This is a genomic window from Variovorax sp. V118 (assembly GCF_041154445.1).
Lineage (GTDB): Bacteria > Pseudomonadota > Gammaproteobacteria > Burkholderiales > Burkholderiaceae_C > Variovorax > Variovorax boronicumulans.
This window is the reverse complement of the sequence record NZ_AP028663.1, coordinates 2,448,114-2,460,838: the sequence shown is the minus strand read 5'-3', so window position 1 is coordinate 2,460,838 and position 12,725 is coordinate 2,448,114. Positions and strand designations below refer to the sequence as shown.

Below are 12,725 nucleotides of genomic sequence, written 5' to 3'. Positions count from 1 at the left end.
GAGAAAGCCGCAGCCGCCTCAGAGCATCATGTGCCGCGCCAGCAGCACCGCCACATGCACCGCCTCGCGCTGCGCCCCGTCGCCGATCTGGTGCCTGCAGCTCGTGCCGTCCGCCACCACGATCGCATCGGGCCTCGCGCGGATAGCCGGCAGCAGGCTCGCTTCGGCCATCTGCATCGACACCTCGAAGTGGCTCGCCTCGTAGCCGAAGCTGCCGGCCATGCCGCAGCATGAGCTCTCGATGAGTTCGGGCTCGGCGCCCGGAATCAGCTTCAGCACGTCCATGATCGGGCTCACCGCGCCGAAGGCCTTCTGGTGGCAGTGGCCGTGCAGCAGGATCGGTGCGGTGGCCGGCTTCAGCGCGAGTTCGAAGCGGCCGGCCTTGCGTTCGCGGGCGATGAACTCTTCGAACAGCAGCGCCTGCTTTGCGACAGTCTGCGCCTTCTCACCGAAGCCCATCACCAGTGTTTCGTCGCGCAGCGTGAGCAGGCACGAGGGCTCGAGCCCGACGATGGGAACACCGGCTTGCGCCAGTGGCAGCAACGCGTCGATCAACGCGCCGGCGCGCACCTTGGCTTCGTCCACCATGCCGCTGGCCAGGAAGGTCCGGCCGCAGCAGTGGTGCCCGCCGCCCTTCTCCACCGTGTGCAGCGCATAGCCCGCGGCGTGCAGCACGCGCGCGGCCGCGACGGCGTTTTCGCTTTCGAAGGTGCCGTTGAAGGTGTCGACGAACAGCACGGCGACCTTCTCGCCGCGCGCCGCAGCGGCCAGCACCGAGGCCTGATCGGAAAAGAGGCCGACCGCCACCGCGTCCTTCGCACGCCAGAAGGTGTCGGTGCGCCATTCGGGCAATGAGCGCTTCGCCGAAAAGCCCAGCATCTTCTCGCCCAGCCACGCCGCCCCCGGCACGCGGTTGCGCAGGTTCAGCAGCCAGGGCATGCGGCTGGCGCGGTGCGCGTAGTCGGGCATGTAGGCGACCAGCTTGTCTTTCAGCGTATGGCCGTGCCGCTTCTTGTAGTGGTCGAGAAACTCGACCTTCATCTTCGCCATGTCGACACCCGTCGGGCAATCGCGTTTGCAGCCCTTGCAGCCCACGCACAGGTCCATGGTCTCGTGCATGGCCTCGCTGGTGAAGGCGTCGGCGCCGAGCTGGCCCGACAGCGCCAGGCGCAGCGTGTTGGCGCGCCCGCGCGTCAGGTGCTGCTCGTCGCGCGTCACGCGGTAGCTGGGGCACATGGTGCCGGCGTCGAACTTGCGGCAATGGCCGTTGTTGTTGCACATCTCCACGGCCTTGGCGAGGCCGCCGGTGCTGTCGCCGCCGGTGCCGGGCGCGGTGGTCAGCTCGGTCACCGGGTCGGCGTTGACGTTCCAGCCCGACCAGTCGAGCACGGGCTTCAATTCGATGCGGCGGTACGGCTTCGGCGCGGTGGGCGGCGCAAAGCGGAACAGCGCGCCGTCGTCCATGCGCGGCGGGTCGATGATCTTGCCGGGGTTGAACAGGCCGATCGGATCGAGCTGCTGCTTGATCGCGCGAAAAGCCTCGTTGATCGCCGGGCCGAACTGCCATTCGATCCATTCGCCGCGGCACAGGCCGTCGCCATGCTCACCGCTGAAGGCGCCCTTGTACTTGCGCACCAGCGCGCTGGCCTCTTCCGCGATGGCGCGCATCTTGGCCGCGCCGTCGGCGCGCATGTCGAGAATGGGCCGCACATGCAGCGTGCCCACCGAGGCATGCGCGTACCAGGTGCCGCGGCTGCCGTACTTGGCGAACACCTCGGTCAGCGCGTCGGTGTATTCGGCTAGGTGCACCAGCGGCACGGCGCAGTCCTCGATGAAGCTCACGGGTTTGCCGTCGCCCTTGAGGCTCATCATGATGTTGAGGCCGGCCTTGCGCACCTCCCACAGGTTCTTCTGCCGCGCGTCGTCGGCCATCTCGACCACGCTGCCGGGCAGGCCGAGGTCGCCCATCAGCTCGACCAGCCGCTTCAGTTGAGGCAGCAACGCAGCCTTGTCGGCGCCCGAGAACTCGACCAGCAGGATCGCAGTGGGCTTGCCGATCAACGCCGTTTCCACGGTCGGCTTGAACGCGGGGTTGGCCAGGCTCAGCTCGATCATCGTGCGGTCGACCAGCTCCACCGCCGTGGGTCCCAGTTTCACGATGTGCTGCGCCGCGTCCATGGCCGCATGAAAGGTCGGGAAGTTCACGATGCCCAGCACCTTGGCGCGCGGCAGCGGCGCCAGCTTGAGCTTCAGGCTGCGGGTGTAGGCCAGCGTGCCTTCGGCGCCGATGAGCAGGTGCGCCAGGTTCACGCTGCCGTCGGCCGTGTACGGCTTCTCGCTCTGGTTGTCGAAGATGTCGAGGTTGTAGCCCGCCACGCGGCGCATCACCTTGGGCCAGTGCTGCGCCATGGCGTCGCGGTGCGCTTTCGCCAGCCCGTGCACGAACTGCGCGATGCCGGCCGCGCGCGCGTCCAGCTGGCCCACCGGACCAAATTCGACCAGCTCGCCACTCGACAACCACGCGCTCGCGCCCAGCACGTTGTGCACCATGTTCCCGTAGGCGATGGAGCGCGAGCCGCAGGAGTTGTTGCCCGCCATGCCGCCCAGCGTGGCCTGCGCGCTGGTCGACACGTCGACCGGGTACCACAGCCCGTGCGGCTTGAGCTGCGCGTTCAGGTGATCGAGCACCAGGCCCGGCTCGACCGTCGCGGTGCCCTCTTCCACGTTCACCTCGAGCACCTTGCGAAAGTGCTTGCTGTTGTCGATCACCAGCGCCGCGCCCGTGGTCTGGCCGCACTGGCTGGTGCCGCCGCCGCGCGCCAGCACCGGCACCTTCAGGTCGCGCGCGATGTCGATGGCGGTGGCGATGTCGCGCTCGTTCGTGGGCACGAAGGCGCCGACCGGCGTGATCTGGTAGATCGACGCGTCGGTGGCGTAGCGCCCGCGCGAGCCGTCGTCGAACAGCACCTCGCCCTGCGTGTCGGTGCGCAGCCGGCGCGCCAGCAGTTCACAGGTGTCGTTGGGCGGAAGAACGGTTCCGGCTGGCTGCACGTGGCTGGCGGGATCGATGCGCATGGTGGGGTGTCAGCTCGCTTTGTTGGTTGTGCTCTTGGCTTGCGGATAGATCTGCCCGGCGCGCAGCAGCTCCAGCACGGTGTCGCGCTTGCGCAGCACGTGCGCCGTGAGCACCTTGCGCATGGCCTGCGCGTCGCGCGCGGCCAGCGCCTGCACCATCTGCTCGTGCTCCTCGACCGCGTGCTTCCACTTGGTCTCGTCCTGGTTGGTGCGAAAGCGCAGCGACTGCACGCGGGCGTTGATCGAGCGGTAGGTGTTCGACAGCACCGGGTTCGCCGCCGCGTCGTTGATGGCCGTGTGGATGCGCGCGTTCAGGCGGTAGTAGCCCGACAGGTCGCGCCGCGCGAAGCAGGCCATCATTTCGTAGTGCAGCGCACGCACCTCGGCCAGTTCCTCGTCGGTGATGCGCTTGGCCGCCAGCTCGCCCGACATGCCCTCGAGCATCGCCAGCACCTCGAAGGTGTTGAGCACGTCGGCCTCGGTGAGCTTCACCGCCACCGCGCCGCGGTTGGGCAGCAGGTCGACCAGCCCCTCAGCCGCCAGCAACTTGATGGCCTCGCGCAGCGGCGTGCGCGACACGTTCAGCTGCAGGCACAGCTCGCGTTCATTGAGCTTGGCGCCGGGCGAGATGCGCCCCTCCACCAGCATGGTGCGCAGGCGCGACGCCACCTGGTCATGCAAGGCCAGCCTGGAGATTTCGATGATTTCAGCGGTCATGTGAGGTTCCCTTGTCTGCATTTTGAATGCAAAAAATAGCCGATACAACCAAGGTTGATAGGTATAAACCAGCATACATAAATGCATTTTGAATGCAAAACTGAGCGCACAAGGAGAGCCCATGCTGCAACTCGACATCCACCCCACCGGCCGTCACTTCCTCCAGATTCCCGGCCCCAGCCCGGTGCCCGACCGCATCCTGCGGGCCATGAGCCTGCCCACCATCGACCACCGCGGACCCGAGTTCGGCACGCTGGGCCTGAAGGTGCTCGGCGGCATCAAGGAAATCTTCAAGACGAAGCACCCGGTCGCGATCTATCCCGCGTCGGGCACTGGTGCATGGGAAGCCGCGCTCGCCAACACGCTCAGCCCCGGCGACCACGTGCTCATGTACGAGACCGGTCACTTCGCATCGCTGTGGCAGAAGATGGCCACGCGCCTGGGCCTGTCGACCGAGTTCCTGGCCTACACAGGCACCGACGCCCACCTGCCGAATGCGCCCAGCTGGCGCCGCGGCGTGCAGGCCGAGCTCATCGAGGCGCGCCTGCGCAAGGACACCGAGAAGAAGATCAAGGCCGTGTGCGTGGTGCACAACGAGACCTCCACCGGCGTCACCTCCGACATCGCGTCGGTGCGCAAGGCCATCGACGCGGCGGGCCACCCCGCGCTGCTCATGGTCGACAGCATCTCGGGCCTGGCCAGCGCCGACTACCGCCATGACGAATGGGGTGTCGACGTCTGCGTGAGCGGCTCGCAGAAGGGCCTGATGCTGCCGCCCGGCATCAGCTTCAACGCGCTGTCGCCGCGTGCCCTCGAAGTCTCGAAGACCGCCAAGCTGCCCAAGGCCTTCTGGGCCTGGGACGAGATCGTCGAGATGAACAAGGACGGCTACTGGCCCTACACGCCGAACACCAACCTGCTCTACGGCCTCTCGGAATCGCTGGACATGATCCTGGGCGAAGGCCTGGACAACGTGTTCGCGCGCCACCAGCGCTGGGCCGCCGGCGTGCGCGCCGCGGTCAACACCTGGGGCCTGCCGATCCAGTGCGCCGACCCGTCCGTGTACTCGCCCGTGCTCACGGGCGTGATCACGCCCGAGGGCGTCGATGCCGACGCCGTGCGCCGCCTCATCCACCAGCGTTTCGACCTCTCGCTGGGCACGGGTCTCGGCAAGCTCAAGGGCCGCATGTTCCGCATGGGCCACCTGGGCGACAGCAACGACCTCACGCTCGTGGCCATGGTCGCGGGTGTCGAGATGGGCATGAAGCTCAGCGGCATCAAGCTGGCGGGCAGCGGCGTGCAGGCGGCGATGGACTATTTCGCGAGCCACCAGGCCGCACCGGTCGCCCTGCAAAAAGCAGCCTGAACCCGGCGCACGCCAACCCACACGGGCCGCAGCGCATCGCTCGAACGATGCGGCGGTCCACCACCCTGCCGGGCCCGCGCAAGCGGCTCCCGGCACGCATCGGATTCCCCAACCGACGGAGACAAAGAAGATGCAAAGACGTTCCCTGATCCAGGCCGCCGCCGGCGCGGCCGCCACGCTGGGCGTGCCCCGGCTGTTCGCGCAGGAGTGGCCCACGGGCCCCGTGCGCATCGTGGTGGGCTTTCCACCCGGCGGCGGCACCGACGCGCTCGCGCGCGTGGTCGCGCAGAAGCTCACGACGATGTGGGGCCAGCAGGTCATCGTCGAGAACAAGGCCGGCGTCGCCGGCGTGCTCGCGGCCGACTACGTGGCGCAGCAGCCCAGCGACGGCAGCACCCTGCTCATGGCCCACATCAACAGCCACGCGCTCGCGCCCAGCCTGCAGCCCAAGCTGCGCTACAACGTGGAGCGCGACTTCGTGCCGATCGTGCTCGTGGGCGTCACGCCCAACCTGCTCATCGCCAACCCGGGCCAGAAGGCCCTCAGCGTGAAAGACATCGTCGCCGCCTGCAAGGCCGCGCCCGGCACCGTGAGCTTCGGCTCCGCCGGCGCGGGCTCGGCCCAGCACCTGGCGCTGGAGATGTTCAAGCTGCAGGGCGGCGTCGATGCGCTGCACGTGCCGTACAAGGGCAGCGGCCCGCTGCTGGCCGACCTGATGGGCGGGCAGATCCAGTACAGCTTCGAGACCATGACCGCCGCCACGCCGCATGTGAAGAACGGCCGTGTGCTCGCTGTCGCGCAAACGCGCACCAAGCGTGCCAAGGGCCATCCGAACGTGCCGACGATGCAGGAGCAAGGCTTTGCAGGTTTCGAAGCGACCACCTGGTACGGCCTGGCCGGCCCCGGCAAGCTGCCCCCGGCCATCGCGCAGAAAGTGAACCGCGACGTCAACACCGTGCTCGCGATGCCCGATGTGCAGGAACGGCTCGACACCTACGGCGCGGAAGACGGCGGTGGTTCGCAGGACAAGTTCAAGCAGTTCATCAGCACGGAGATCGCCAAGTGGGCGAAGGTGGTGAAGGACGGCAAGGTGCAGGTTGAGACCTGAGGGCTTTCTTTCAGGGCGACGCTCCCGCCGACGGGGTACCTTGCTCCGCGAATGTCCTCCGGGCTTCGCCCTCCCCCTTAATTTCGCTGCGCAAGGCACCCCATCGACGTGAGCGTCTCCAGTGCGGTCGTTGATCGGGCCAGCACAACGACAGCGCCCAGCGTGCCCAGGACACTGGGTGCTTCCCGCAGCGAAATCAAGGAGGAGCCGAAGGCGGGGGACATTCGCGGAGGGAAGTACCCGGTGGCCTGGACACGCGCCCTGAACAAACGACCCCCAAAAGAAACTGAGAAGATCCAAAAATGACGCCCGACCAAAAAGCCCTCACCGAAGCCCTCATCGCCGCACGCCAAGCCAACCGCACGCTCGACGCAACCCCGTGGACCGACGCCCTGCCAGACGCACCTCAAGCGTATGAAGTGCAAGACGCGGTAGCCGCAGCCCTCGGCTGGTTCGACGGTGTCCCGAAGACATGGAAGTCCGGCGGCGGCTCCCGCAGCGCCACGCTCACACACGCTCCGCTGCCCCCGTCCGGCGTGCGCCAGAGTCCCGCCAACTTCAGCGACCTCACATTTCACACCCCCGGCATCGAAGCAGAGATTGCACTAAGGCTCGGCCAGGACGTCACACCCGCCCAAGCCGCCGCACTCGATCACGACAACTCGGCTGCCCTCATCGACGCCATGGCCGTCTCCGTCGAAATCGTCGATGCGCGTTGGCAAGACCTGGCCGCCACGCCCGCCCTGCTGCGCCTGGCCGATTCGCAAGTCCACGGCGCACTCGTACTCGGCGACTGGCAACCGTACGCCGCCGTCGACTGGGCCTCGCAGCGCTGCGAAACGAAGATCGGCGACGCAGAAACGGTGGTGCGCGAAGGCACGCATCCGCTGGCCGATCCGGCCTGGCTGCTGCCCATCTGGCTGCGCCACCTCACGCGCCACGGCCAGACCGTGCCCGCCGGCACGGTCGTCACCACCGGCTCGTGGGTCGGCGTGCTGCCCTGCCGCCGCGGCGATCAGGTGACGGCCGAATTCCCCGGCATCGGCGCCGTGCGCTTGAGCGTGTAACGCCCGCCGCCCACGCCCGAGCACGCCACCAAGAAGTCGAGCACCGCCCGCACCCGCGCGGGCAGCGTGCCGGCCTTGCCGATGTACACCGCGTGGATCGGCTCGATCTCGCCCGGGTTGAACTCCTCGAGCAGCGGCACCAGCCGGCCGGCATCGATGTCGTGCTGGATGTGATACAGCGACAAGCGCGCCACACCCGCCCCCGCGATCGCCAGCTGCCGCAGCGTCTCGCCGTCGCCCGCACGCACCGGCCCCGCCACCGGCAACATCACCATGCGGCCATCGACACGCAACGGCCAGTCGGGCGTGTTGCGCCGGTAGCTCCAGCCCAGCCGGTTGTGCGCCTCCAGCTCCTGCGGCGTGCGCGGCGTGCCGTACTTCGCCAGGTAGTCCGGCGCGGCCACGATGGCTTGGCTGGTTTCGCCCAGGCGCCGCGCCACCAGGTCGGACGACGGCAACTGGCCCCAGCGGATCGCAATGTCGGCACGCTCGTCCATCAGGTCGACGATGCGGTCGGTCAGCGCAATGTCGAGCGTGATCTGCGGATGCATCTCGAGCAGGCGCGGCACCAGCGGCACCAGCTTGTGATGACCGAAGGACACGCTTGCGTTGATGCTCACGCGCCCGCGCGGCGCCGCACCAGCCGCGGCACAACGCTCGGCCTCGTCCATGTCGGCCAGCACGCGCGTGCTGCGCTCGTAGAAATGCAGCCCCTCGGGCGTGAGCTGCAGCTTGCGCGTGGAGCGGTGCACCAGCTGGATGCCCAGGCGCAACTCGAGCCGCGCCACCAGCTTGCTGACGGCCGAGGGCGTCATGTCCAGCAGCCGCGCCGCCGCCGAGAAACCGCCCGCCTCCACCACCTGAACGAAGGCCTCCATTTCACCGGAGCGGTTGACGTCGATGCGCGGCATGGCCTTCCTTTACTGTGACTTGAATTCACAAGTGCATGTACTGGCGGCATTCTAGTCATCGAGGCCGATCGTCCGCACAGTACAGGCATCATGCCCATCGCTCTTCTTGCCCTCACCGCCGGTGCCTTCGGAATAGGCACCACCGAATTCGTCATCATGGGCCTGCTCATGCAGGTGTCGACGGACCTCCACGTCTCCATCACGGCCGCCGGCCTGCTGATCTCGGGCTACGCGCTCGGGGTCGCGGTCGGTGCGCCCGTGCTCACCATCGCCACCCGCAAGCTACCGCGCAAGACCGTGCTGCTCGCGCTGATGGCGATCTTCACGCTCGGCAACCTCGCCTGTGCGCTCGCGCCCAACTACGAAATGCTGATGACCGCGCGCGTCATCACCTCGCTGGCGCACGGCACCTTCTTCGGCGTCGGCTCGGTGGTCGCCACCGGCCTCGTGGCGCCCGAGCGCCGCGCCTCGGCCATCGCGATCATGTTCACCGGCCTCACCGCCGCCACGCTGCTGGGCGTGCCGGCCGGCGCATGGCTGGGCCTGCAGTTGGGTTGGCGCTCGACCTTCTGGGCGGTGACGCTGATCGGCGTGCTGGCCTTCGTGGTGCTCGCGGCCTTCGTGCCCCGCATGAAGGGCGAGGCCAAGCCGGCTCCGCTGCGCGAAGAGCTGGCCGTGCTCGCCCGCCCGCAGGTGCTGCTGGGCCTGGCAATGACGGTGCTCGGCTTTGCCGGCGTGTTCGCGGTCTACACCTACATCCAGCCGCTGCTGACGCAGGTCACCGGCCTGTCGGAATCGGCCGTGTCGCCGATCCTGCTGGTGTTCGGCGGCGGCCTGGCCGTCGGCAACATCCTGGGCGGCAAGCTGGCCGACCGCGCGCCGATGGCCGCCGTGCTCGGCACGCTGGTGGCGCTGGCCGTGGTGCTCGGCGCGATGCAGTTCACCATCGGCACGCCGTTCACCGCCGTGGTGTTCGTCGGCCTGCTCGGCGTGGCCTCGTTCGCCACCGTGGCGCCGATGCAGCTGCGCGTGTTGGAAAAGGCTTCGGGCGCGGGCCAGAACCTCGCCTCGAGCCTGAACATCGCGGCCTTCAACCTCGGCAACGCGCTGGGCGCCTGGGTCGGCGGCGTGACCATCGACCACGGCCCGGGGCTGCGTGCGCTGGGCTGGGTCGCCGCGCTGCTCACGCTCGTGGGCCTGGCGATCGCGCTGTGGAGCCGCGCGCTCGACCGCCGCGCACAGAAGACCGGTCAGCTGCCGGCCGACGGCGCCTCGGCACGGGCCTGATCCTGCACCCCAAGGCGGCGCGCGAAGAACGAAAGGATCTCGTCGCGCGCCGCAATGGTCGGCTGGCCGGCCTCGTCGATCAGGTGCGCCGTCACCACGCTGTGCGGGCTGGCCACCACCTGCGAGAAGAACGACGGCAGGTCGCGCGTGTTGGCCGCGCTGTCGGGCAGCACGCGGGCCACGAAGCGATCGCCCAGCGCGTCGGCATAGGCCGCGAAACGCTGGGCCCGGCAGAAGCGGTCGCCCTCGAAGCGGTAGGCCATCACGGTCAGGTCGTCGCGCTCCAGGCGCTGGCGCACCTGGGCGATCTCTTCCTGCGAGATCTCGATGCCGCCGGGGTTATCCAGCGGCAGCGACGGCTGCGACAGCACGGGCGCCAGCACCGCCGGCTCCAGCATCATGGTGAGCGCGAAGTTGCCGGTGAAGCACATGCCGATCGCGCCCACGCCCGGCCCGCCGCACTCCGCATGCGCCAGCCGCGCGAGCGCGCGCAGCCACTGCGTCACCGGGCTCGAGGCGTTGCCCGCGAAGGCGCGGAACTCGGCGCTCACGCAGGCGCGCTGGAACACGGCCTTGCCCTCCTCCGCATCCGGCACCGCACCGTCGCGGCCGAACATCGACGGCATGTAGACCGTGAAGCCGGCATCGCGCACCCAGCGGGCGAAACGCGCCACGTGCGGGCTGATGCCCGGCATCTCGGTCATCACGATCACGGCCGGGCCGGAGCCGGCGACGTAGACCGCCTTGGTGGCGCCGTCGAGCGTGATCTCGCGGCGGGTGAAGTCGTCGAGCGGGTCGGTCATGGCAAGGCCTCCCGGGCGTGCAGGTGGGTGCCGTGAGGCGCAAGGGCAAGGATGTGGGACACGAAGGCACTTTCGGTGTTGCGACGATGCCCATTGCACCCGAGCACGCACTAGACTGCCAGTGTCCATTCAGACGCCTATCGGGCGTTTTCTGCCATGCACGATTTCACCGTTCTCGTTCTTCCGGGCAGCTTCGCCACCAGCACCGCCGTCACGCTCGACGTGCTGGCGGCAGCCGCCACGCTCGCGCCGCGCCACCAGATGCCCCGCCCCACCTGGCGCGTGGTGTCGCCCGATGGCGGCAGCGTGCCGCTGAGCAACGGCCTGCAGATCGGCACCCTCGCCATGCCCCGCCGCGCGCGCGCCGACGGCTCGACCTGGATCGTGCCCGGCCTCGGTGTCGACAAGCCGGCCGACCTCGCACTGCGCCTGACCGACGACCACGCCCGCGCCGCCATCGACGCGGTGCGGCGCCATGCCGCGCGCGGCGGCGCGGTCGCCGCCTCGTGCTCGGCCGTGTTCCTGCTGCAGGCGGCCGGCCTGCTGTCGCAGCGCCGCGTCACCACCTCGTGGTGGCTGGCGCCCGAGTTGCGCCGCCTCGAACCGGCCTGCCACGTCGATGCCGACCGCATGGTCTGCGCCGACGGGCCGGTGAGCACTGCGGGCGCGGCCTTTGCGCAGTCGGACCTCATGCTGCACCTGCTGCGCACGCGCTTCGGCCCCGCGCTGGCCGAGGCCGTGAGCAAGGTGCTGCTGATCGACGGTCGCCAGGCGCAGGCCCCGTTCGTCGTGCCCTCGATGCTGTCCAACGGCAACGAGCTGGTCGCGCGGCTCACGCGGCGCATCGAGGCCGCGCTGCCCACGCCGCCCAGCGTGGCCGCGCTGGCCGAAGAGTTCGCGATGTCGCAGCGCACGCTGGCCCGGCGCGTGCGCGCCGCCACCGGCCTGGGGGCGCTGGCGCTGGTGCAGAGCGTGCGGCTGAACCGCGCACGCATGCTCATCGAAAGCAGCCGCATGACCATCGAGCAGGTCGCGGTGCAGGTCGGCTACGAAGACGCCACGGCGCTGCGGCGGCTGATGCGCAAGTCGGCCGGTGCGCCGCCGAGCCGGTTCCGGTCGGCGCTGCAGGCGGTGTGAGGCGTTTGCCGCAGAATGCGCCGCACCATGAACCGTCCGCCTGTCACCCTTCGCCCCGCCACCGCAGCCGACGCGCACACGCTTGCCGCGCTCGCGATCCAGGTCTGGCTCGACACCTACGCCACCGACGGCGTGAACGACGTGCTCGGGCGCTACGTGCTCTCGACCTTCACGCCGGCCGCGTTCGCCGCGTGGTCGGAATCGCCTCAGGTTGCGCTGCGCGTGGCGCAGGTCGGCGACCAGCTCGTGGGCTATGCACTGCTGCAGTTCGGTGCCGCGCAGCCGCTGGTGCCGGGCTGCGACACCGAGCTGCGCACGCTCTACGTGCAGTCACCTTTCCAGCGCAGCGGCGTCGGGTCGATGCTGCTGCGCGAAGCCCGCAGCGCCGCGCACGCACGCACGGGCAGCGACGGCCTGTGGCTCGCGGTGTACGCGAAGAACCCGCGCGCCGTCGCGTTCTACGAAAAACAGGGGCTGACTGCGATGGGGCTCACGCAGTTCATGCTCGGCGGAAAGCCGCACGACAACCACGTGATGGCGACGCCGCGCCGCTGATCAACCCAGCGGCAGCTCGATGCAGGCGGCCAGCGGCACCTCCGTGACGCGCTCGCTGCTCGCCACGACCACCGCCCGCCCCGGCTGCGCAACGCGCCGTTCGATCGCCTGCCACAGGCCGTGGATCGAACGCGCATCGAGCGCGCCCACCGGGTCGTCCAGCAGCACCACGGGCCGCCCCGATGCGAGCGCGGCGGCCAGCCCGACCTTGCGGCGCGAGCCGGTCGACAGCATGAACATCTGCTTTTCCAGGTGCGGCACGAGAGAGAAGGCCTCGACGAGGCGCTGCCACTCGGCCTTGTCGAACCCCGCATCGCCCTCGCCCAGCAAGGCCGTGCAGGCCTGCACGCTGAGCGCATCGAAGGCTTCCGATGCCGGCTCGCAGAAGAAGACCTGGCGCCGGTAGGCCGCGGGTTCGGCGTCGAGCGCCACGCCGGCCGCACGCAGTTGTCCGGCCGACGCGGGCTGCTGCCCCGCCAGCACGCGCAGCAAGGTCGACTTGCCGCTGCCGGTGTCGCCGTACAGCAGCGTGACGCCCTCGCCGATGGCGGTGGACCAGCCATCGGCCAGCGCCGGCTGGTCGGGGTACGCGAAGCGCAGGTTCTGGATCTCGAGGAGAGAGGGAGCTATGGAAAGCCTCATGCGGAATTTGTATCTGTAACGCTAGACTGAACGCCATTTGTAACCGCACCCGCCGCG

At 69.1% G+C, this 12,725-nt stretch carries 11 protein-coding genes; 6 read left to right on the top strand and 5 right to left on the bottom strand.

What is annotated here, in order from left to right; genetic code table 11:
* Positions 1-18: 18 nt before the first annotated feature.
* Together ACAM52_RS11255 and ACAM52_RS11250 are read right to left on the bottom strand one after the other, a co-directional pair.
* Positions 19-3,075 carry an FAD-binding and (Fe-S)-binding domain-containing protein gene (locus tag ACAM52_RS11255; RefSeq protein ID WP_369647031.1) on the bottom strand — a complete coding sequence of 1,019 codons (3,057 nt, stop codon included), beginning with the start codon at positions 3,073-3,075 and terminating at the stop codon, positions 19-21.
* 9 nt (positions 3,076-3,084) lie between these two features.
* Positions 3,085-3,792: a GntR family transcriptional regulator gene (locus ACAM52_RS11250; RefSeq protein WP_369647030.1), complete on the bottom strand. Its 708-nt coding sequence runs from the start codon at positions 3,790-3,792 to the stop codon at positions 3,085-3,087.
* Between the two features lie 121 nt (positions 3,793-3,913).
* On the opposite strand from ACAM52_RS11250, the gene ACAM52_RS11245 reads away from it, so the two are divergent.
* The 3 genes from ACAM52_RS11245 to ACAM52_RS11235 all read left to right on the top strand — a co-directional run bounded on the left by ACAM52_RS11245 (position 3,914) and on the right by ACAM52_RS11235 (position 7,333).
* A complete protein-coding gene (locus tag ACAM52_RS11245; RefSeq protein WP_369647029.1) occupies positions 3,914-5,158 on the top strand; it encodes an alanine--glyoxylate aminotransferase family protein in 1,245 nt (414 codons plus the stop codon).
* Positions 5,159-5,288: 130 nt separating this feature from the next.
* The gene (locus ACAM52_RS11240; protein WP_070060655.1) at positions 5,289-6,266 is read left to right on the top strand and encodes a tripartite tricarboxylate transporter substrate binding protein; all 978 of its coding nucleotides are present in this window, start codon (positions 5,289-5,291) and stop codon (positions 6,264-6,266) included.
* Positions 6,267-6,568: 302 nt separating this feature from the next.
* The gene (locus ACAM52_RS11235) at positions 6,569-7,333 is read left to right on the top strand and encodes a fumarylacetoacetate hydrolase family protein (RefSeq protein ID WP_159276970.1); all 765 of its coding nucleotides are present in this window, start codon (positions 6,569-6,571) and stop codon (positions 7,331-7,333) included.
* Here ACAM52_RS11235 and ACAM52_RS11230 read toward each other — a convergent pair.
* Complete coding sequence (locus ACAM52_RS11230; protein ID WP_095948546.1) at positions 7,282-8,244, bottom strand: LysR substrate-binding domain-containing protein; 963 nt, start codon at positions 8,242-8,244, stop codon at positions 7,282-7,284. The genes ACAM52_RS11235 and ACAM52_RS11230 overlap by 52 nt on opposite strands.
* A 90-nt stretch (positions 8,245-8,334) precedes the next feature.
* On the opposite strand from ACAM52_RS11230, the gene ACAM52_RS11225 reads away from it, so the two are divergent.
* Positions 8,335-9,531, top strand: coding sequence for an MFS transporter (locus tag ACAM52_RS11225; RefSeq protein ID WP_369647028.1), 1,197 nt, complete (start codon positions 8,335-8,337; stop codon positions 9,529-9,531).
* Here ACAM52_RS11225 and ACAM52_RS11220 read toward each other — a convergent pair.
* A complete protein-coding gene (locus ACAM52_RS11220; RefSeq protein ID WP_369647027.1) occupies positions 9,495-10,334 on the bottom strand; it encodes a dienelactone hydrolase family protein in 840 nt (279 codons plus the stop codon). The two genes, ACAM52_RS11225 and ACAM52_RS11220, sit on opposite strands and share 37 nt — an antisense overlap.
* Positions 10,335-10,490: 156 nt before the next feature.
* Between ACAM52_RS11220 and ACAM52_RS11215 the strand changes: the two genes are divergently transcribed.
* Complete coding sequence (locus ACAM52_RS11215) at positions 10,491-11,471, top strand: GlxA family transcriptional regulator (RefSeq protein ID WP_369647026.1); 981 nt, start codon at positions 10,491-10,493, stop codon at positions 11,469-11,471.
* 27 nt (positions 11,472-11,498) lie between these two features.
* Entirely contained in the window at positions 11,499-12,026 is a 528-nt protein-coding gene (locus tag ACAM52_RS11210; protein ID WP_369647025.1) for an N-acetyltransferase family protein, read from the top strand.
* On the opposite strand, the gene ACAM52_RS11205 is transcribed toward ACAM52_RS11210, so the two are convergent.
* On the bottom strand, positions 12,027-12,668 hold the full coding sequence (locus ACAM52_RS11205) for an ATP-binding cassette domain-containing protein (protein WP_369647024.1): 642 nt from the start codon (positions 12,666-12,668) through the stop codon (positions 12,027-12,029).
* Between the last annotated feature and the right edge of the window lie 57 nt (positions 12,669-12,725).

Excerpts from the sequence above, each read along its gene's own strand:
- ACAM52_RS11235 (WP_159276970.1), top strand. The coding sequence starts at position 6,569 with ATGACGCCCGACCAAAAAGCCCTCACCGAAGCCCTCATCGCCGCACGC.
- ACAM52_RS11255 (WP_369647031.1), bottom strand. The coding sequence starts at position 3,075 with ATGCGCATCGATCCCGCCAGCCACGTGCAGCCAGCCGGAACCGTTCTT.
- ACAM52_RS11230 (WP_095948546.1), bottom strand. The coding sequence starts at position 8,244 with ATGCCGCGCATCGACGTCAACCGCTCCGGTGAAATGGAGGCCTTCGTT.
- ACAM52_RS11240 (WP_070060655.1), top strand. The coding sequence starts at position 5,289 with ATGCAAAGACGTTCCCTGATCCAGGCCGCCGCCGGCGCGGCCGCCACG.
- ACAM52_RS11250 (WP_369647030.1), bottom strand. The coding sequence starts at position 3,792 with ATGACCGCTGAAATCATCGAAATCTCCAGGCTGGCCTTGCATGACCAG.
- ACAM52_RS11210 (WP_369647025.1), top strand. The coding sequence starts at position 11,499 with ATGAACCGTCCGCCTGTCACCCTTCGCCCCGCCACCGCAGCCGACGCG.
- ACAM52_RS11225 (WP_369647028.1), top strand. The coding sequence starts at position 8,335 with ATGCCCATCGCTCTTCTTGCCCTCACCGCCGGTGCCTTCGGAATAGGC.
- ACAM52_RS11220 (WP_369647027.1), bottom strand. The coding sequence starts at position 10,334 with ATGACCGACCCGCTCGACGACTTCACCCGCCGCGAGATCACGCTCGAC.
- ACAM52_RS11205 (WP_369647024.1), bottom strand. The coding sequence starts at position 12,668 with ATGAGGCTTTCCATAGCTCCCTCTCTCCTCGAGATCCAGAACCTGCGC.
- ACAM52_RS11245 (WP_369647029.1), top strand. The coding sequence starts at position 3,914 with ATGCTGCAACTCGACATCCACCCCACCGGCCGTCACTTCCTCCAGATT.
- ACAM52_RS11215 (WP_369647026.1), top strand. The coding sequence starts at position 10,491 with ATGCACGATTTCACCGTTCTCGTTCTTCCGGGCAGCTTCGCCACCAGC.